This window comes from Streptococcus mitis B6, assembly GCF_000027165.1.
Taxonomy (GTDB): domain Bacteria; phylum Bacillota; class Bacilli; order Lactobacillales; family Streptococcaceae; genus Streptococcus; species Streptococcus mitis_AR.
In genome coordinates, this window is the sequence record NC_013853.1 from 511,933 (window position 1) to 531,681 (window position 19,749).

The 19,749-nt window shown below is 42.4% G+C and carries 24 protein-coding genes; 14 read left to right on the forward strand and 10 right to left on the reverse strand.

Translation table 11 applies throughout. The features are described from left to right. Positions 1-8 precede the first annotated feature (8 nt). From queE to SMI_RS02925, 6 genes are all read right to left on the reverse strand, one after another. Complete coding sequence (queE, locus tag SMI_RS10615) at positions 9-725, reverse strand: 7-carboxy-7-deazaguanine synthase QueE (protein ID WP_000196451.1); 717 nt, start codon at positions 723-725, stop codon at positions 9-11. Next, positions 718-1,161, reverse strand: coding sequence for a 6-carboxytetrahydropterin synthase QueD (gene queD / locus SMI_RS02905; RefSeq protein WP_000464576.1), 444 nt, complete (start codon positions 1,159-1,161; stop codon positions 718-720). Before queD ends, queE begins: the two co-directional genes overlap by 8 nt. Continuing rightward, positions 1,161-1,814 carry a 7-cyano-7-deazaguanine synthase QueC gene (queC, locus tag SMI_RS02910; RefSeq protein WP_000828762.1) on the reverse strand — a complete coding sequence of 218 codons (654 nt, stop codon included), beginning with the start codon at positions 1,812-1,814 and terminating at the stop codon, positions 1,161-1,163. The genes queD and queC overlap by 1 nt, the downstream gene beginning before the upstream one ends. A 201-nt stretch (positions 1,815-2,015) precedes the next feature. Further along, on the reverse strand, positions 2,016-2,330 hold the full coding sequence (trxA, locus tag SMI_RS02915; protein WP_001029579.1) for a thioredoxin: 315 nt from the start codon (positions 2,328-2,330) through the stop codon (positions 2,016-2,018). Positions 2,331-2,345: 15 nt separating this feature from the next. After that, positions 2,346-2,567 carry a DUF4649 family protein gene (locus SMI_RS02920; RefSeq protein WP_000570254.1) on the reverse strand — a complete coding sequence of 74 codons (222 nt, stop codon included), beginning with the start codon at positions 2,565-2,567 and terminating at the stop codon, positions 2,346-2,348. Positions 2,568-2,664: 97 nt separating this feature from the next. Further along, positions 2,665-3,045: a MarR family winged helix-turn-helix transcriptional regulator gene (locus SMI_RS02925; protein ID WP_000221636.1), complete on the reverse strand. Its 381-nt coding sequence runs from the start codon at positions 3,043-3,045 to the stop codon at positions 2,665-2,667. A 284-nt stretch (positions 3,046-3,329) separates the two neighbouring features. Here SMI_RS02925 and SMI_RS02930 point away from each other — a divergent pair, with 284 nt between their 5' ends. Together SMI_RS02930 and SMI_RS02935 are read left to right on the forward strand one after the other, a co-directional pair. Then, positions 3,330-3,704 carry a CidA/LrgA family protein gene (locus SMI_RS02930; protein WP_000781329.1) on the forward strand — a complete coding sequence of 125 codons (375 nt, stop codon included), beginning with the start codon at positions 3,330-3,332 and terminating at the stop codon, positions 3,702-3,704. Then, complete coding sequence (locus tag SMI_RS02935; RefSeq protein ID WP_001288948.1) at positions 3,701-4,396, forward strand: LrgB family protein; 696 nt, start codon at positions 3,701-3,703, stop codon at positions 4,394-4,396. The genes SMI_RS02930 and SMI_RS02935 overlap by 4 nt, the downstream gene beginning before the upstream one ends. 51 nt (positions 4,397-4,447) lie before the next feature. On the opposite strand, the gene SMI_RS02940 is transcribed toward SMI_RS02935, so the two are convergent. From SMI_RS02940 to SMI_RS02955, 4 genes are all read right to left on the reverse strand, one after another. Then, positions 4,448-5,995 carry an ATP-binding cassette domain-containing protein gene (locus SMI_RS02940; protein WP_000946120.1) on the reverse strand — a complete coding sequence of 516 codons (1,548 nt, stop codon included), beginning with the start codon at positions 5,993-5,995 and terminating at the stop codon, positions 4,448-4,450. A gap of 138 nt (positions 5,996-6,133) precedes the next feature. Continuing rightward, a complete protein-coding gene (locus SMI_RS02945; RefSeq protein WP_000498756.1) occupies positions 6,134-6,901 on the reverse strand; it encodes an ABC transporter permease in 768 nt (255 codons plus the stop codon). Positions 6,902-6,916: 15 nt separating this feature from the next. After that, positions 6,917-7,612 (reverse strand): ABC transporter ATP-binding protein, encoded by a 696-nt coding sequence (locus SMI_RS02950; RefSeq protein WP_000054202.1) that lies wholly within the window; start codon positions 7,610-7,612, stop codon positions 6,917-6,919. A 4-nt stretch (positions 7,613-7,616) separates the two neighbouring features. Then, complete coding sequence (locus SMI_RS02955) at positions 7,617-7,982, reverse strand: GntR family transcriptional regulator (RefSeq protein ID WP_000119149.1); 366 nt, start codon at positions 7,980-7,982, stop codon at positions 7,617-7,619. Positions 7,983-8,121: 139 nt separating this feature from the next. Between SMI_RS02955 and nrdR the strand changes: the two genes are divergently transcribed. The 12 genes from nrdR to alr all read left to right on the forward strand — a co-directional run bounded on the left by nrdR (position 8,122) and on the right by alr (position 19,742). Then, on the forward strand, positions 8,122-8,595 hold the full coding sequence (gene nrdR, locus SMI_RS02960; RefSeq protein WP_001203672.1) for a transcriptional regulator NrdR: 474 nt from the start codon (positions 8,122-8,124) through the stop codon (positions 8,593-8,595). Next, positions 8,596-9,765, forward strand: a complete 1,170-nt coding sequence (locus tag SMI_RS02965) for a replication initiation and membrane attachment family protein (RefSeq protein ID WP_000802376.1) — start codon at positions 8,596-8,598, stop codon at positions 9,763-9,765. Then, positions 9,766-10,662: a primosomal protein DnaI gene (gene dnaI, locus SMI_RS02970; RefSeq protein ID WP_000446509.1), complete on the forward strand. Its 897-nt coding sequence runs from the start codon at positions 9,766-9,768 to the stop codon at positions 10,660-10,662. After that, a complete protein-coding gene (locus SMI_RS02975; protein WP_000140860.1) occupies positions 10,659-11,372 on the forward strand; it encodes an NADPH-dependent oxidoreductase in 714 nt (237 codons plus the stop codon). Before dnaI ends, SMI_RS02975 begins: the two co-directional genes overlap by 4 nt. A 13-nt stretch (positions 11,373-11,385) precedes the next feature. Beyond that, complete coding sequence (gene der, locus SMI_RS02980) at positions 11,386-12,696, forward strand: ribosome biogenesis GTPase Der (RefSeq protein ID WP_001207696.1); 1,311 nt, start codon at positions 11,386-11,388, stop codon at positions 12,694-12,696. 84 nt (positions 12,697-12,780) lie between these two features. Next, positions 12,781-13,116 carry a hypothetical protein gene (locus SMI_RS10720; protein ID WP_000803036.1) on the forward strand — a complete coding sequence of 112 codons (336 nt, stop codon included), beginning with the start codon at positions 12,781-12,783 and terminating at the stop codon, positions 13,114-13,116. Positions 13,117-13,149: 33 nt separating this feature from the next. Then, positions 13,150-13,437, forward strand: a complete 288-nt coding sequence (locus SMI_RS02985; protein ID WP_164925547.1) for a hypothetical protein — start codon at positions 13,150-13,152, stop codon at positions 13,435-13,437. Between the two features lie 146 nt (positions 13,438-13,583). Then, positions 13,584-16,097, forward strand: coding sequence for a preprotein translocase subunit SecA (gene secA / locus SMI_RS02990; protein ID WP_001274071.1), 2,514 nt, complete (start codon positions 13,584-13,586; stop codon positions 16,095-16,097). 80 nt (positions 16,098-16,177) lie between these two features. Then, positions 16,178-17,209, forward strand: coding sequence for a 3-deoxy-7-phosphoheptulonate synthase (locus SMI_RS02995; protein ID WP_000232189.1), 1,032 nt, complete (start codon positions 16,178-16,180; stop codon positions 17,207-17,209). A gap of 1 nt (position 17,210) precedes the next feature. Next, complete coding sequence (locus SMI_RS03000) at positions 17,211-18,242, forward strand: 3-deoxy-7-phosphoheptulonate synthase (protein ID WP_000864040.1); 1,032 nt, start codon at positions 17,211-17,213, stop codon at positions 18,240-18,242. Positions 18,243-18,286: 44 nt separating this feature from the next. Beyond that, positions 18,287-18,649, forward strand: coding sequence for a holo-ACP synthase (gene acpS / locus SMI_RS03005; RefSeq protein ID WP_000635001.1), 363 nt, complete (start codon positions 18,287-18,289; stop codon positions 18,647-18,649). Continuing rightward, the gene (gene alr / locus SMI_RS03010; RefSeq protein WP_000648090.1) at positions 18,639-19,742 is read left to right on the forward strand and encodes an alanine racemase; all 1,104 of its coding nucleotides are present in this window, start codon (positions 18,639-18,641) and stop codon (positions 19,740-19,742) included. Before acpS ends, alr begins: the two co-directional genes overlap by 11 nt. The last annotated feature ends 7 nt before the right edge of the window (positions 19,743-19,749 follow it).

Consider the following 19,749-nt stretch of genomic DNA (forward strand, 5'->3'; position numbering starts at 1 on the left):
TTCTAATCTTAAACACCACGTTGGTTGTCGTATAGGAGGGTATGGAGTTGAGGAAGGACGCGGACATTGCCCCAACTATCGTCAGCAGCGATGCGTTCCCAGAGTTCTTTGAGACGGTCCAGTTGGTCTTGGACAATATTACCCGTAGCCTTGGGCTCAGGATTTCCTGCTGATAAAAAGAGAACATCTGGTTGGTAGCGTTCTTGTATTCCTCTGGCAAAGGCCAAATCTGCATCGTCAAAGACAGGAATTTTAAAGGTGACCTTATCTGGATCCAGTTGGGAAACGATAAAGTCCAAGGTCTCAAAGTTGACTTCCATCTTGGATGAAGGAGGTTTGGGGCTCAGAGTGACCTGGTCGATGTCTTTTAACCAATTTTGCCAGCGGGAACCTTGGGTCTCAACAGCCAGAGTGACACCACGTTCCTTGAGTTTAGTGACGAGTTCAGCCATGTTGGCTGCTAGGATAGCAGGATTTCCCCCAGATAGGGTTACATAGTCGTAGCTCCCCAATTTATCCAAGGCAGCAATGACCTCGTCAGCTGTCATGCGAATTGGTTTTTCAGAGCCATCCCATGTAAAGGCAGAATCGCACCAGTCGCAGTGATAGTCGCAACCTGCAGTACGGACAAACATGGTTTTCTGCCCGATTGCACGGCCTTCGCCTTGAAAGGTTGGGCCAAAAATTTCCAAAACTGGTAGTTTGAGGACACGTTCCCTAGTCATCTAACCACTCCCGTCTAAACTCCGCAAAGGAAGTCGGAGTCTCATAGAGGCGAACGTATTCCAAACGGAGACCACGTTCGTCTGGCAACTCTTGACTCATAGTTTGGAAAATCCAGTAAACCATATTTTCAGCAGTCGTGTTCATATAGGGAAGAGTTTCGTTTAGATAGCGATGATCCAAGTGGGGCTCTAAGTAGTTCTTGTAGATCGCTTTGATATCTCCGAAATCGTAGGTCATGCCACGTTCATCTAAAAATCCACTGACAGCAATCTGCAGATGATAAGTGTGGCCGTGCAGGGATTTGCATTTTCCCTCATAGTGAAAGAGGTGGTGGGCAGCGTCGAAAGTGAACTCTTTTGATACCAAGGTTCTGTGAGGATTGTAGACAAGAGATTCCCCGGTTTCCTGTTTGATTTCTTTGGGTGCAAAAAACATTAGGCCTCTCCTTTCTGTGAGAGATAAACATCTAGACCATGTTGACGTAGGTGACAGGCTGGGCAATCTCCACAGCCACTTCCGATAATCCCGTTGTAGCAGGTCAAGGTCTTTTCACGAACATAGTCAAAGGCACCGAGTTGGTCGGCTAATTCCCAAGTTTCAGCCTTGTCTAGCCACATGAGAGGTGTTTGGATAACAAAGTCGTACTCCATGGCAAGGTTGAGAGTAACATTGAGAGATTTGACAAAGACATCCCGGCAGTCAGGGTAGCCTGAAAAATCTGTCTCGCAGACACCTGTCACGATGTCTGTAATGCCCTGTTGCTTAGCAAGGACTGCCGCAAAGGATAGAAAGAGGTGGTTGCGACCGTCAACGAAGGTATTGGGAACCTCTCCCTCTTTTTGCTCAATTTCCAGATCAGAGGTCAGGGCATTTTCAGTGATTTGTCCCAGCAGAGACATATCTAGGATGTGATGGCGAATGCCCTGTTCCTTAGCGATTTCTTGGGCAACTTGAATTTCGAGATGGTGACGTTGACCGTAGGCAAAGGTAACGGCTTCGACTGTTTCATAGTGTTCTTTAGCCCAAAAGAGGCAGGTTGTAGAATCTTGACCGCCACTAAAGACGACCAAGGCTGATTGACGTTTCATAGTACTCCTTCCAAAATGAGAAATGTTCAGGGCACGCAAAAAGCTCCCATGAGGGAGCTAAAAAATACCAAATCGAGGTTTTTTTTAGCGATGGCGTGTCCCAAACATCGTAATATTCTACATACAGTCTAGCATATTTTTTGAAAAATGGCAAAGGGCAAGAAAAAAGAGACCAAAGCAAGTACTTGGTCTCTAGTGTGATTAGCTCAATTCAGCAACGATGGCCTTGATTTGGTCTGCTGTGTGAACACCAGCAACTTGTTTCACCACTTGGCCGTCTTTTTTGAAGAGAAGAGTTGGAATAGACATGATTCCAAAGGCACGAGCTGTGTTTGGATTTTCATCAACGTCCATTTTAACAATTTTCAAAACATCTTCTGAAAGTTCTTCAGACAATTTATCCAAGATTGGACCTTGCATACGACATGGACCACACCAAGTTGCCCAGAAGTCTACTAAGACCAAACCGTCTTTTGTTTCTTGTTCGAATGTTGCATCTGTAATTGCTTTTGCCATTGTATTTCTCCTTTTTTAGTTATATTGGATTAAATCTTGTTTCTTGAGATAGAAGAAGATATCTCCGTAAGTCCCATGGTAGTCCAAATCATGACCGTTGTAAGTTAATTTTTGGACAGGGTAGTAGTCTGCGACGCCGATAAGGCAAGCTTGTTGCGAACGATCAAAGTCTTCATAAGATTCGAAAGTTACAGTTCTTTCGTTCTTGCTGGCATCTAGATAGGTAATTTCAATCATTTTAAAACTCCTTTGTTTAATGATGACTTTATTTTACTCCTTGTAAAAGATAATGTCAAGAAAAATGATTGCGCACGCAACTTTTTCTAAAATCATTTTAAATCAAGAAATCCAAACCAGTTTTCAAGCTTTCTTCGACAGCCTTTTGTAGTGTAGCTAGTGTCTTTTGCCCATCACTTGTCAGGCAGATAAAGCTAGAGCGCCTATCTTGATCACAACACATGCGACTAAGTAGACCGCAATTTTTGGCTTCCAAGCGAGCCACCATCCGAGAAACAGCGCTCGGGCTCAGATGAAGTTTATCTGGCAGGTCAATCTGGCGTAGAGATTTTTCTTGGGCCAAGTCCAGATAGTAGAGCAGGTAAAACTCTTTCAAGGTCAGACTTTGTTCACTCTGATTAGCAACAGTCTCTTCCAAGAGACTTTCAATTTCTTTCTGACGCCGATTGAAGTCAAACCATTTTTCCAAATAGGTCATAGTATCTCCTTTCTTTTTAGAGTTATAACATAGAAGAATGTCCATTCACGGACAGTTTCTGCATCACAAGATGATTGCGCATGCAATAATTATACTACTTTTCAAGAAAGCTGGCAAGAAGGACGCAGGCATCTTTTATCCTAAATCATGCCAGTTTTCACAAGTCAAGAATTGTTTGTATGCCCTTTCTATTTCTAATTTTCATTATCCCTTGTGCATTTCCTTGAAATTTTCTGAAAAAAGAGTAAACTGGTATGCAAGAAGTCTATTTCGTGGAGTTTAGGATGAAATTATATGTTCAATTAATGATTCTCTTTGTGATTTCTCTAATCGGTGAGGGAATCTCCAGTTTCTTTCGTTTGCCCATCCCAGGCAGTATTATCGGTTTGATTATTCTCTTTCTAGCCCTACAATTCAAGTGGTTGAGAACCAGGCATGTCAACATGGTGGGGAATTTCTTGCTGGCCAATATGACTATTCTCTTTTTGCCACCAGCAGTGGGAATCATGGAGAAGTTTGATGTGATTGCTCCCTATCTTTTGCCAATTGTTTTGATTGTCTTTTTTGCAGCAGTTATCAATATTATCCTCATAGCCCTGGTAGTTCAGTTTATCAAGAGACGGTTTGAGGGAGATTATGAGAAAGGAGATACCAAATGAGTGAATTTGTTTCCAATCCCCTGTTTGGACTTGCCCTGTCTATCCTAGCCTATCTAGTGGGAATGTTGATTTACAGACGTTTTCCCCATCCATTGACAACGCCCTTGCTTTTGTCAGCTGTTTTCATTATCATTTTTCTAAAGCTGACGGGGATTTCTTACCAAGATTACTACCAAGGTGGGGTTTATCTGAACAACCTGATTGTCCCATCGACTGTTGCTCTAGGGATTCCGCTTTATAAGAGTTTTCACTTGATGAAGCACCATGCACGGAGTATTCTCTTTGGTAGTCTTTTAGCAGTAGTTGTCAATACATCTTTCACGGCCCTTGTAGCAAAGATTTTTGGAATGGACTTTTTCCTAGCCATTTCTCTCTTTCCTAAGTCAGTAACAACCGCCATGGCAGTGGGAATTACAGAAAAATTGCAAGGTTTGACGACCGTGACCTTGGTGGTTGTAGTGGCAACTGGGATTTTAACCAGTGTCATCGGACCAACCCTTTTGAAGTGGTTGAAAATAGATGATCCAGTAGCTGTTGGTCTTTCCCTTGGAGGAACAGGTCATGCTGTCGGAACAGGAACAGCCTTTCGATACGGCTCTGTAGCAGGAGCTATGGGTGGTTTGGCTATCGGTGTCACCGGTATTCTCTATGTCTTTGTCAGCCCTATCGTAGCCAGTTTGATATTGAGTTAAAAAGCAAGGAATTCGGGTTCCTTGCTTTTTAAAATCGTATGTTATAGACTATTACTTTTCTTTACTTAAGTGAATGACTTGGTCATAGTGTTTTAAGTCTTCTTCTGTGTAGTGATGAATGACTTCAATGACTGTTTGAGGTAGGGAGAAGAGCAAGTCGCTAATTTTTCTGCTATTTTCCGAGTCAAGATTGGCCTTGATTTCATCTGCTAAGATGAGTTGGCTATCATGGTAGAGGGCGCGAGCGATTTCTAGGCGTTGTTTCTCGCCACCAGATAGACTATCATTTCTGAGCGTTCGATTTTTCAAATGTTCTAATCCTGTTTTTTTGAGGATATGATTTAAAGTCTCTTTATTTTTATTCAATCCCAGAAGGATATTGTCTTCCAGAGATAGCGTGTCAAAGTAATGGCTATCTTGGAGAATATAGGAACTAATACTTGTGATTTCTTTACGTGACAGGTTTTGACCAGCAAAGCTAATCTGTCCACTTGTTGGTGTCTCTTCTCCATGAATGATATTGAGTAGTGTCGTCTTACCAGAGCCACTTTCCCCGATAATGGCAATTTTTTCTCCTTGCTTGATGTGCATGGAAGTCGGAGACAGGAGGATATTTCCATCTTTTTCTAGGGAGATGCTGTTAAGCTGGATAGGGAAAATGTTTTCTATGCTTCTAGGCGAGATGAAGTTAGACTGGCCCAAAAGTTTTTGGTATTTGTTGAGAAGAGTTCGATTCGCTTTTCGGGTGTTGGTAAAGTAAGCCAACTCTTGGAATTGATAGCCGATGTTATGGGAAACTAGATAGATGGCCACAAAACTCGCCGCATCTAAATAATTATAGTAGGTCATAAAGCCACCGATAACGATTGGTGTGACAGAACAAAAGGCATCGATGCTATTAATCAAGAGACTGTTTAAAGTTCGTTGTTTTTCATAGTTGATTTCGGCATCTAGACTGGTTTGTAATTGCTTTTGATAGCGAGCAAAAAAGTAGTCTTGCCCCTGATAATGGCGAATTTGTTGGCTACCACCAATAAAATTTGTCAAGCTTGCTAAGTAGCTTTGGTTAACAGTTGACCGCTTTTCAGAAAGTGAGTCCAAACGCTTTGATCCGATAGCACTGCAGAGGACAGGAAAGGAGTAGAAGAGGATGAAAATCAAGCCCAAGTAAAAATTAGTCCACAAGGCATAGAGAATGGACACAGTGGTAAAGCCCAGAGAAGAAATGATGATGACCGTTGGCTCAATATAGCTTTCTTCTAGTTGCTTGACGTCGTTTTCTAGGTCAGACAAAATATCCTTTTCATCAATCTCATAACTGTTTAAAAATCGCTTGAAAATAGCACTCTTGATTCCATATTTGAAGTCAGTAATCAAACGAGCGTAGTAATAGCGTTTCCCAGCCAAGCCTAGTAAGAGGATAAGATTACCAAGGATTCCTAGAATCAATACTTTCCAAAGAAGGCCTAGCTCTTGATTGCTAAAACTAGCAACAATATTTTGAACAAGGGCTGGTGTGATAATTGCTTCCAGCCAAGTAATGGCAATAGAAAAGAAGTAAAGAACAAGGTGTTTCTTAGTAACAAATCTTCTCAGCATAAAGAGTTGCCCTCCTTATCGATATACATGTAATTAGTTTTAAAGTCATTATACTCCTTTTTATTAAATACTTCATATAAAAATGTAAGTCCTGAGAACGAAAAAAGTCTAGCGAGTTATTGTCGCTAGACTCTAAGATTATTGCAAATTAACCTTGTTTTTCAAAATGTGATAAGTTCCTAGATAGTAGATGGCTATAAGAATAACTTCTTCCAGAATAGTCATGATAATGCCCATCTGGAACTGATCAGCTCCTCCTGTGGTTGATGGGAAGTAGAAACCAGGGTTAGAACGATAGAAGAGTTCAATAAAGCCAACGACGATTTGGATACCAATGTAGGCTACAATTGACAGTGCGGTACGGTATTCATTGAAAAGCTGTCCAATGGAAATAGCCAAGTAGATGCAGAGGATTCCAGAAATGGTATTTAGTAGGAAGGATACCCCCATAAGAGAGAGTTGAGGAAGATGTGTTTCTATAAATGGAATCAAGTCAGAAGTTGCAAACCAATCTGGAGCCGTTAGAGTCAGAACAATAAAAGCACTTAGAGCTAGTACAGCAGTGCTGACAATAGACCAAATAAAGGCACCGACTAATTTAGCAGTGATGATATGGTGTTCAGAAACTGGCAAGGTCAAAGTCAGATAGCCTTGTCGGTCATAGACACTACCTTTAAAGCGTTTAATGATTAAGAAAAGAGTTGAAATCGCAAGTGTAATCATCAAGCCACCAAAGACGAGGGCTAGAAAAATAAGTAAAACAGGTTGACTTTCTTTGACAGGTAGTTTGATTAAGGATTGTGCTTGTATCCCGATAAGGGCAGAAAGGATGAGCACGGCAGCGTAGAGGGCTAAATACCACTTGTTAACATTTTTAAATTCGTAGCGAACTAAATTCCAAAACATAATAATCTCCTTTGCTTAGGCCTTAAATTCCTGACGGAAGAGTTGGTCAATGGATTCACCTGACTCATAGCGAATGTCATCTACATTTCCTTGACGGACGACTTTTCCATCCTTCAGGAAGACAATTTCATCCAAGATTGGCTCGATATCAGAAATCAAGTGGGTAGAAATCAAAACGGTAGAAGTTGGGGAGTAGTTGTTGATAATGGTATTGAGGATATAATCACGGGCTGCTGGGTCCACCCCACCAATGGGTTCGTCTAAAACGTAGAGACGGGCATCACGGCTCATAACCAAAATCAGTTGTACCTTTTCCTTGTTCCCTTTTGATAGTTTCTTGAGACGACTATTTTCATCAATACCGAGGTCTGCAAGTAGATGATGGGCGCGTTCAAGATTGAAATCTTTATAGAAGGTCTTGAAGTAGGTTAGGGCTTCTTTAACCTTCATTTGCTCATTGAGATAGGTCGTATCAGGTAAATAAGCTACGATGGTCTTGGTTGCTGGGCTTGGATCCATATCGTTGATAAGGACGCGTCCTTGATCTGGTTGTAAAAGGCCGTTGATGAGTTTAATCAGGGTTGTTTTTCCTGATCCGTTTGGGCCGAGGAGACCGACAATTTTTCCAGCTGGGATGTCAAGAGAAACATTTTCAAGGGCTGGGGTTGCTCCATAAGATTTGGATACATTTTCAAATGCTAGTAATGACATAGGCTTAAACTCCTTTAATATAATCGCCGACTACGCCTGGTAGTTCTTCTTTTTCATAGCCAAAATGAGTCATGGAGGAAACGAAGTGTTCCAATTCTTCTTCCGATAATTGTTTGCGTGATTGGGCGATTAGCTCCTTATCCTCAGTCACAAATCGTCCAGTTGTGCGCTTGCTGTAGACAAATCCTTCTCGTTCAAGGTCTGACAAGGCTCTTTGGATGGTGTTTGGATTGACACCGGCCTCGCTAGCTAGCTCTCGCACGGTTGGAAGTTGTTGATTGGGTTCCAGTGTATGGGAAACAATCTGAAGCTTGATTTTCTCCATAATCTGTAAATAGATGGGTTTTTTGTTGTCAAATGTCCAGGACATCTTGGTCTCCTTTCCTTTATCCTTTTGTCTTAATTAAATAATACAACAAAACAAAAAACTTGTCAAGCAAAAAGAAGAATTGTTTTGGGAATCGTTTAAAAAATGGTATAATGAAAAGAAAACGATAAGGAGGGAAAGGATGCGTTGTCCAAAATGTGGGGCTACCAAGTCAAGTGTTATCGATAGTCGCCAAGCAGAAGAAGGGAACACTATTCGTAGAAGACGTGAGTGCGACGAATGCCAGCACCGTTTTACAACCTACGAACGAGTAGAAGAAAGAACCTTAGTGGTTGTTAAAAAAGATGGCACACGGGAACAATTCTCCAGAGATAAAATCTTTAATGGGATTATCCGCTCAGCCCAGAAACGCCCTGTGTCAAGTGATGAAATCAACATGGTAGTCAATCGTATCGAACAGAAACTCCGTGGTCGAAATGAAAATGAAATTCAAAGTGAGGACATTGGTTCACTCGTCATGGAGGAGTTGGCTGAACTGGACGAGATTACCTATGTACGTTTTGCCAGTGTCTATCGTAGTTTTAAGGATGTCAGTGAGCTAGAGAGCCTGCTCCAACAAATCACCCAGTCCTCTAAAAAGAAAAAGGAAAGATAAATGAAGCCAATTGACCGTTTTTCTTATCTAAAGAATAATCGGGTGTCGCAAGATACCTCATCTCTGGTACAGTGCTACCTCCCGATTATAGGTCAGGAGGCACTGAGCCTTTATCTTTATACAATTAGTTTTTGGGATAATGGCAGAAAGGAATATCTTTTTTCAAGCATTCTCAACCATCTTAACTTTGGGATGGATAGACTGATAAAATCCCTGAAAATCCTATCTGCTTTTAATCTCTTAACCCTCTATCAAAAGGGGGATGTTTATCAGCTAGCCCTCCATGCTCCTCTTTCGAGTCAGGACTTCTTGGAACATCCTGTTTATCGTAGACTCTTGGAGAAAAAAATTGGCGATGCCGCTGTGGAGGATTTGAAAGTTGAAAGTGCTGATGGAGACGAAATACCTGTCTCACTCAATCAAGTCTTTCCAGACTTGGCAGAACTAGGTAGTCAAGAAGACCTTGGTATCAAGAAGAAAGTGGCCAACGATTTTGACTTGGACCATTTTCGTCAGCTTATGTCTCGAGATGGGCTTCGTTTTGCGGATGAGCAGTCCGATGTCTTAAACCTCTTTGCTATTGCTGAGGAGAAGAAATGGACTTGGTTTGAAACTTATCAATTGGCCAAGTCAACAGCTGTTTCCCAGGTTATTTCAACCAAACGCATGCGTGAAAAAATTGCTCAAAAACCTGTTTCCTCTGACTTTAGTCCTAAGGAAGCAACCATTATCAAAGAAGCCAAAAGTAAAACTGCCCTGCAGTTCTTGGCAGAAATCAAGCAAACACGCAAGGGAACCATTACCCAAACAGAAAGAGACCTCTTGCAACAGATGGCTGGCTTGGGCTTGCTGGACGAAGTCATTAATATCATTCTCTTGTTGACCTTTAACAAGGTAGATTCGGCAAACATCAATGAGAAATATGCCATGAAGGTAGCTAATGACTATGCCTATCAAAAGGTTCATTCGGCAGAAGAGGCAGTCTTGCGCATCCGTGAGCGAGGACAGAAGAATCAGGCTCAAAAAAGCAGCAAACCCAGTCCTACCAAGTCCAATGTACCTAAGTGGAGCAATCCAAATTATAAGAATGAAACCAGCGAGGAAACTCGTCTGGAACTAGAACGTAAGAAACAAGAACTATTAGCTCGATTAGAAAAAGGAGGAGATTAGATGGAAAGTGTCGGAGACGTACTCAAACGTCAACCCAGCCGTTTTCATTATCAAGATTTGGTCCAGAAAATCATGAAGGACCCTGATGTTGCGGCCTTTATCCAGCAAGAATCCTTGACTCCAGAGGAATTGAATCGCAGTATCTCCAAGTTTAATCAGTACATCACCGAGCGTGACAAATTTCTCCGTGGGGATACGGATTATATTGCCAAAGGATACAAGCCGATTTTGGTTATGAATCATGGCTATGCGGACGTTTCTTACGAAGAAACTCCTGAACTAATCGCGGCTGAAAAAGAAGCGGCTATTAAGAACCGGCTCAAGTTAATCAATCTACCAGCCAGTCTAAAGCAAGCTAGTTTAGCTCAAGTAGACTTGGATGATTTGGGTCGCTTGCCAGTTTTTGAAAAGCTATTAGCCTTCGTGGAGCAATATCCAGCTATTCGAAAAGGTCTGTACTTGTATGGAGACTTTGGTGTGGGAAAAAGTTTCATGGTGGCTGCCTTGGCTCATGATTTATCAGAAAAACGTGGTGTTTCATCAACTCTCCTCCACTATCCTAGCTTTGTTATTGATGTCAAAAATGCTATCAGTGATGGCAATGTGAAGACCTTGGTGGATGAGATTAAGCTTTCTGAAGTCCTGATTTTAGATGATATTGGTGCCGAGCAATCAACACCTTGGGTGCGTGACGAAATCCTGCAGGTCATTCTCCAATATCGGATGCAGGAAGATTTACCGACCTTTTTCACCTCCAACTTCGACTTTGAAGATTTGGAGAAGCATTTCGCTAAAGGGAAAAACGGAAATGACGAAATCTGGGAAGCTAGACGAGTCATGGAACGCATCCGTTATTTGGCTGAGGAGACTCGTTTAGAAGGAGTAAACCGTCGATGACAGAAACAATCAAATTAATGAAGGCTCACACTTCAGTGCGCAGATTTAAGGAGCAAACCCTTCCTCAGGAAGACTTGACTGAAATTCTGACAGCAGCCCAAATGGCCTCGTCTTGGAAGAATTTCCAATCCTACTCTGTGATTGTGGTCCGAAGTCAAGAAAAGAAAGATGCTCTGTATGAATTGGTACCTCAAGAAGCCATTCGCCAGTCAGCTGTTTTCCTTCTCTTTGTCGGAGATTTGAATCGAGCAGAAAAGGGAGCACGACTCCATACGGATACATTCCAACCCCAAGGTGTGGAAGGTCTCTTGATTAGTTCGGTCGATGCGGATCTTGCTGGTCAAAATGCCCTGCTGGCAGCTGAAAGCTTGGGCTATGGTGGTGTCATTATTGGCTTGGTGCGTTACAAGTCAGAAGAAGTGGCAGAGCTCTTTAACCTGCCTGACTATACTTATCCTGTCTTTGGGATGGCGCTAGGTGTGCCAAATCAACATCATGATGTAAAACCAAGACTGCCACTAGAGAATGTTGTCTTTGAGGAAGAATACCAAGAACAGTCAACTGAGGCAATCCAAGCCTATGACCGTGTACAGGCGGACTATGCTGGAGTGCGTGCGACCACAAGCTGGAGTCAGCGCCTAGCAGAACAGTTTGGTCAAGCTGAACCAAGCTCAACTAGAAAAAATCTTGAACAGAAGAAGTTATTGTAGAAAGTGAGAAATTATGGCCCTACCAACTATTGCCATTGTAGGACGTCCCAATGTTGGGAAATCAACCCTATTTAATCGGATCGCTGGTGAGCGAATCTCCATTGTAGAGGATGTTGAAGGAGTGACACGTGACCGTATCTATGCGACGGGTGAGTGGCTCAATCGTTCCTTTAGCATGATTGATACAGGAGGAATCGATGATGTCGATGCTCCTTTCATGGAACAAATCAAGCACCAGGCAGAAATTGCCATGGAAGAAGCCGATGTTATCGTCTTTGTGGTATCTGGTAAGGAAGGAATTACCGATGCGGACGAATACGTAGCCCGTAAGCTTTATAAGACCCACAAACCAGTTATCCTCGCAGTCAACAAGGTGGACAACCCTGAGATGCGAAATGATATCTATGATTTCTATGCCCTTGGTTTGGGGGAACCACTGCCAATCTCATCTGTCCATGGTATCGGTACAGGGGATGTGCTAGACGCGATCGTAGAAAATCTTCCAAATGAATACGAAGAAGAAAATCCAGATGTGATTAAGTTTAGCTTGATTGGTCGTCCCAACGTTGGAAAATCAAGCTTGATCAATGCTATCTTGGGAGAAGACCGTGTCATTGCTAGTCCCGTTGCTGGAACAACTCGTGACGCCATTGATACCCACTTTACAGATACAGATGGTCAAGAGTTTACCATGATTGATACGGCTGGTATGCGTAAGTCTGGTAAGGTTTATGAAAATACTGAGAAATACTCTGTTATGCGTGCCATGCGTGCTATTGACCGTTCAGATGTGGTCTTGATGGTCATCAATGCGGAAGAAGGCATTCGTGAATACGATAAACGTATCGCAGGATTTGCCCATGAAGCTGGTAAAGGGATGATTATCGTGGTCAACAAGTGGGATACGCTTGAAAAAGACAACCACACTATGAAAAACTGGGAAGAAGATATCCGTGAGCAGTTCCAATACCTGCCTTACGCACCGATTATTTTTGTATCAGCCTTGACCAAGCAACGTCTCCACAAACTGCCTGAGATGATCAAGCAAATCAGCGAAAGTCAAAATACACGTATTCCATCAGCTGTCTTGAACGATGTCATCATGGATGCCATTGCCATCAACCCAACACCAACAGACAAAGGGAAACGTCTTAAGATTTTCTATGCGACCCAAGTGGCAACCAAACCACCAACCTTTGTCATCTTTGTCAACGAAGAAGAACTCATGCACTTTTCTTACCTGCGTTTCTTGGAAAATCAAATCCGCAAGGCCTTTGTCTTTGAGGGAACACCGATTCATCTCATCGCAAGAAAACGCAAATAAAAAAGTAGAATCTGGAATGACATTTCCAGATTTTTTTGATAGAATGAAGGAGAAGAAAACGCTATCAAAGAGAGGGGGCTGGTGATGAAACCTTTGTTTAAATTGATAATCTTATTTCCCTGGTTTTACTTTTTCAGCTGGATTGAAAAGGCCAATAGAGATAGTAAATTTTTCCCAATTTTTTACTATTTTTACTGGTTTTACATCCCCCTCTATGCTCTTTTTAGCTTTGCTTGGACAGTTGTTTCAGTTCTATTTTTCAGTATCGTCTTGAGAAATGTGACAGATATCAAGTTATGGGGTATTTGGTTTCTTTTTATTCTGCTAGCTATTGGTATGAATAGGTTAACCTATTTCTGTTTCAAAAAAATGCTTCGCTTGAGACGAGAGCTGGGGAAGTCTAAAGCAGGGAGACATTGATTTATATCGGTTTTTATTTTTAGGAGGTGGATTATAGCACATCTAAAATCATTTATTACACGCTATTCTAAGGTCTATATTGGTTTAGTTCTGTTGATCTGGCTGTCTTTCTTCTTTGTCCCTTGGGGCAATCCGATTCTGGGGGGAAAGATTGACCTCTTCATCATACAGAAAATCTTGCTAGTTTTTGGTATTCTGTCCATTTTGATGGCCTTGTTATCCAAGAAAGTCAGTCTCTTTGTTTTTGGATTGATCTGCTGTCTTTCTCTTTGGATTAACCTATTTATCCTATTTGCCATTTTGCCAATTTTTGGCAATTAAAGCATCATAAAAGTTAGAGAGGTTAGCTTGGAAACTAGCCTCTTTTTCCTTTTCAAAATGGGGATTCTTCCTTGAAAATAATCAGTAATTGTGCTAAAATTAAAAGAACATTCTAAAATATTCGGAATTTAAAAGTAAGGAAAAACATGGCTAATATTTTAAAAACAATTATCGAAAATGATAAAGGAGAAATCCGTCGTCTGGAAAAGATGGCTGACAAGGTTTTCAAATACGAAGACCAAATGGCTGCTTTGACTGACGACCAACTAAAAGCAAAAACAGTTGAATTTAAAGAACGTTATCAAAATGGAGAATCACTGGATTCATTGCTTTATGAAGCATTTGCGGTTGTCCGTGAGGGTGCAAAACGTGTCCTAGGTCTCTTCCCATATAAGGTTCAGGTCATGGGGGGAATCGTTCTTCACCATGGTGACGTGCCAGAAATGCGTACAGGGGAAGGGAAAACCTTGACTGCGACCATGCCCGTATACCTCAATGCCCTTTCAGGCAAAGGGGTTCACGTAGTTACGGTCAATGAATACTTGTCAGAACGTGATGCGACTGAGATGGGTGAATTGTACTCATGGCTTGGTTTGTCAGTAGGGATTAACTTGGCTGCCAAATCTCCAATGGAGAAAAAAGAAGCCTATGAGTGTGATATTACCTACTCAACTAACTCAGAAATCGGATTTGACTACCTTCGTGACAACATGGTCGTTCGTGCTGAAAACATGGTACAACGTCCGCTCAACTATGCCTTGGTCGATGAGGTTGACTCAATCTTGATTGACGAGGCCCGTACACCTTTGATTGTATCAGGTGCTAACGCAGTTGAAACTAGTCAGCTCTACCACATGGCAGACCACTATGTAAAATCTTTGGACAAAGACGACTACATCATCGATGTGCAGTCTAAGACTATTGGTTTGTCTGATTCAGGGATTGACAAGGCTGAAAGCTACTTCAAGCTTGAAAATCTCTATGACATCGAAAATGTGGCTCTTACACACTTTATCGATAATGCCCTTCGTGCCAACTACATCATGCTTCTCGATATTGACTATGTGGTGAGCGAAGAGCAAGAAATCTTGATTGTCGACCAATTTACAGGTCGTACCATGGAAGGTCGTCGTTATTCTGATGGATTGCACCAAGCTATTGAAGCCAAAGAAGGTGTGCCAATTCAAGATGAAACCAAGACATCTGCCTCAATCACTTACCAAAACCTTTTCCGTATGTACAAGAAATTGTCTGGTATGACAGGTACAGGTAAGACTGAGGAAGAAGAATTCCGTGAAATTTACAACATTCGTGTTATTCCAATCCCAACAAACCGTCCTGTTCAACGTATTGACCACTCAGACCTTCTTTATGCAAGTATCGAAGCTAAGTTTAAGGCGGTTGTCGAAGATGTTAAGGCTCGTTACCAAAAGGGTCAGCCTGTCTTGGTTGGTACAGTAGCGGTTGAAACCAGTGACTACATTTCTAAGAAATTGGTCGCAGCTGGCGTTCCTCACGAAGTCTTGAATGCTAAGAACCACTATAAAGAAGCCCAAATCATTATGAATGCTGGTCAACGTGGTGCTGTTACCATTGCGACTAACATGGCCGGTCGTGGTACCGACATCAAGCTTGGTGAAGGGGTTCGTGAACTTGGAGGACTTTGTGTTATTGGTACAGAACGTCATGAAAGCCGTCGTATCGATAACCAGCTTCGTGGACGTTCAGGTCGTCAAGGAGACCCAGGTGAGTCACAATTCTACCTATCCCTTGAAGATGACTTGATGAAACGTTTTGGTTCTGAACGTTTGAAGGGAATCTTTGAACGTCTCAACATGTCTGAAGAGGCCATTGAGTCTCGTATGTTGACACGTCAGGTTGAAGCAGCGCAAAAACGTGTCGAAGGAAATAACTACGATACCCGTAAACAAGTCCTTCAATACGATGATGTCATGCGTGAACAACGTGAGATTATCTATGCTCAACGTTACGATGTCATCACTGCAGATCGTGACTTGGCACCTGAAATTCAGGCTATGATCAAACGCACGATTGAACGTGTCGTTGATGGTCATGCGCGTGCCAAACAAGATGAAAAACTAGAGGCAATTTTGAACTTCGCTAAGTTCAACTTGCTTCCAGAAGATTCAATTACGATGGACGACTTGTCAGGCTTGCCTGATAAGACTATCAAGGAAGAGCTTTTCCAACGTGCCTTACAAGTTTACGATAGTCAGGTTTCAAAACTACGCGATGAAGACGCAGTTAAAGAGTTCCAAAAAGTTTTGATTCTACGAGTGGTAGATAACAAGTGGACAGATCATATCGATGCCCTTGATCAATTGCGTAACGCAGTTGGACTTCGTGGCTATGCTCAGAACAACCCTGTTGTTGAGTATCAGGCAGAAGGTTTCCGTATGTTTAATGATATGATTGGTTCGATTGAGTTTGATGTGACACGTTTGATGATGAAAGCACAAATTCATGAACAAGAAAGACCACAAGCAGAACACCATATCAGTACAACAGCGACTCGCAATATCGCTGCCCACCAAGCAAATATACCAGAAGATTTGGATTTGAGTCAGATTGGACGCAATGAACTTTGCCCATGTGGTTCTGGTAAGAAGTTTAAAAACTGTCACGGTAAAAGACAATAAAATGAGATAGTTTAGAGGCGGATACCTTGTGAAAAGTAAATTTTGACTTGGTATCCGTTTGATTTATAAGGAGATCAGTTATGGTATTTACAGCAAAAAGTCCTAAAATTAATATTGAAGAAGTTCGTGCCTTGTCAAAATTAGAAGGTCAGGCTTTGGAGAGAAAATCACAGCGCGATCAAGAGTTAGAAGCCATTATACGTGGAGAAGACCAACGGATTCTCTTGGTAATCGGGCCATGCTCATCTGACAATGAAGAAGCTGTTCTTGAATACGCTAAGCGTTTGGCAGCTTTGCAAGAAGAAGTAGCAGACCGTATCTTTATGGTTATGCGTGTTTACACTGCCAAACCTCGTACCAACGGAGATGGCTATAAGGGCTTAATTCACCAGCCTAACGCGACAGAAGCGCCTAGTCTTATCAACGGAATTAAAGCCGTGCGCCATCTTCACTATCGTGTTATCACAGAAACAGGTATGACAACAGCTGATGAAATGCTTTATCCTGAAAATCTTCCGCTTGTAGATGATTTGATTTCTTACATGGCGGTTGGTGCCCGTTCAGTTGAAGACCAGCAACACCGCTTTGTGGCCAGTGGGGCAGATTTTGCGACTGGGTTTAAAAATCCAACCTCTGGAAATCTCAATGTCATGTTTAATGGGATTTATGCTGCTCAAAACAAGCAAGGTTTCCTTTTCCTAGGAAAAGAGGTGGAAACAACTGGGAACCCGCTTTCGCACGCCATTCTTCGTGGAGCAATTAATGAGTATGGTAAGAATATTCCTAACTACTACTATGATAATTTGATGGATACTATTGCTCAATATGAGAAAATGGGCTTGGAAAATCCTTTTATCATCGTCGATACCAATCATGACAACTCTGGTAAGCAATATATGGACCAGATTCGAATTGTTCGCCAGACCTTGATTAACCGTGATTGGAATGAAAAAATCAAGCAGTACGTTCGTGGCTTTATGATTGAGTCTTATCTAGAAGACGGCCGTCAAGACGAACCAGAAGTATTTGGCAAGTCTATCACGGACCCTTGCCTTGGCTGGGATAATACGGAAGCCCTTGTCAGAGAAATCTACCAAACGCTAGGAGAATAAGATGGCATTTATTGAAAAAGGTCAAGAAATCGATATTGAAGCAATCAAGGCGGAAACCCAATTGTCTGCGGAAGCCTTGCGATTAAAGGAGCGCCGTGATAAAGAATTGTCAGACATTATTTCAGGGGAAGATGACCGGATCCTTTTGGTGATTGGTCCATGCTCGTCTGACAATGAGGAGGCTGTCTTGGAATATGCCCGCCGTTTATCAGCCTTGCAAAAGAAGGTGGCGGACAAGATTTTCATGGTTATGCGTGTTTATACAGCTAAACCGCGTACAAACGGAGACGGCTATAAAGGCTTGGTACACCAGCCAGATACTTCCAAGGCTCCAAGCCTGATTAATGGCTTGCAGGCTGTTCGCCAGTTGCACTACCGCGTGATTACAGAGACTGGTTTGACAACGGCAGATGAGATGCTTTATCCGTCAAATCTGGTCTTGGTAGATGATTTGGTCAGCTACCATGCTGTTGGGGCTCGTTCTGTGGAAGACCAAGAGCACCGCTTTGTAGCTTCAGGGATTGATGCACCAGTAGGGATGAAAAATCCAACCTCAGGAAATTTGGGTGTTATGTTTAACGCCATCTATGCTGCTCAAAACAAGCAAACCTTCCTTTATCATGGGCAGGAAGTTGAGACTTCAGGAAATCCCTTGGCTCACGTCATCCTTCGTGGCGCAGTTAATGAATATGGGAAAAATGAGCCTAACTTTTACTATGAAACCCTGCTAAATGCCATTGAACGTTATGAGACAATGGGGCTTGAAAATCCTTTTATCATCATCGATACCAATCATGATAACTCAGGCAAGCAATATATGGAGCAGATTCGAATTGTTCGCCAGACCTTGCAAAATCGTGCTTGGAATGAGAAAATCAAAAAGACGGTTCGAGGATTTATGATTGAATCTTACCTAGCAGATGGTCGTCAAAACCAACCAGAGGTCTTTGGTTGCTCTATTACCGATCCTTGTCTAGGTTGGGAAAATACAGAGGCCTTGGTAGAAGAAATCTATGCTACCTTGACAAAATAAGTGAAAAGGATGGAGTTGGGGAATCTCAACTCCTTTTGATGAGAATGATAGTTGGACATGGAATTGACATCGAAGAATTAGCTTCGATAGAAAGCGCAGTTACACGACATGAAGGCTTTGCCAAGCGCGTGCTGACCGCTAAGGAAATGGAACGGTTTAACAGTTTTAAAGGGCGCAGGCAGATTGAATATTTGGCTGGTCGCTGGTCAGCTAAGGAGGCATTTTCCAAGGCTATGGGAACGGGCATTGGCAAGCTCGGTTTTCAGGATTTGGAAGTCTTGAACAATGAACGTGGGGCGCCTTATTTTAGTCAGTCACCATTTTTAGGAAAGATTTGGTTGTCTATCAGCCATACAGATCAGTTTGTGACAGCCAGTGTCATTTTGGAGGAAAATCATGAAAGCTAGTCCGCATAGACCAACCAAGGCTCTGATTCATCTGGGAGCTATTCGACAAAATATTCAGCAAATGGGGGCTCATATCCCTCAAGGAACGCTCAAGTGGGCTGTGGTCAAGGCCAATGCCTATGGTCATGGAGCTGTTACCGTTGCCAAGGCGATTCAAGATGATGTCGATGGCTTTTGCGTTTCTAATATCGATGAGGCCATTGAACTTAGACAAGCTGGACTCAGCAAGAAAATCCTTATTCTAGGAGTTTCTGAAATCGAAGCTGTTTCTCTTGCTAAAGAATACGACATCACCTTGACTGTGGCTGGATTGGAGTGGATTCAAGCACTCTTAGATAAGGAAGCGGACCTAACTGGATTGACAGTTCACCTCAAGATTGACTCAGGAATGGGACGGATTGGTTTTAGAGAGGCTGGTGAAGCTGAGCAGGCTCAAGACTTGCTCCAACAACATGGTGCTTATGTTGAAGGGATTTTTACCCACTTTGCTACTGCAGACGAGGAATCAGATACCTACTTTAATACCCAGTTAGAGAGATTTAAAACTATTTTGGAAAGTATGAAAGGTCTTCCAGAACTGGTTCATGCTAGCAATTCTGCAACGACTCTTTGGCATGCAGAGACTATTTTCAATGCGGTTCGTATGGGAGACGCCATGTATGGCCTGAATCCTAGCGGAGAGGTTTTGGATTTGCCTTATGGCCTGACACCAGCCTTGACCTTGGAGTCTGCTTTAGTCCACGTCAAGACAGTTCCAGTTGGAGCTTGCATGGGCTACGGAGCCACCTATCAAGCGGATAGCGAGCAAGTCATCGCGACGGTACCAATTGGCTATGCGGATGGTTGGACACGAGACATGCAGAATTTCTCTGTCTTGGTAGATGGCCAAGCTTGCCCAATAGTCGGGCGGGTTTCTATGGACCAAATTACCATTCGTCTGCCTAAGCTTTATCCGCTGGGAACAAAAGTAACCTTAATTGGTTCTAACGGGGACAAGGAGATAACAGCTACTCAGGTAGCGACCTACCGTGGAACCATTAACTATGAAGTGGTTTGTCTCCTCAGCGACCGCATTCCGAGAGAATATTATTAGAAAAGAA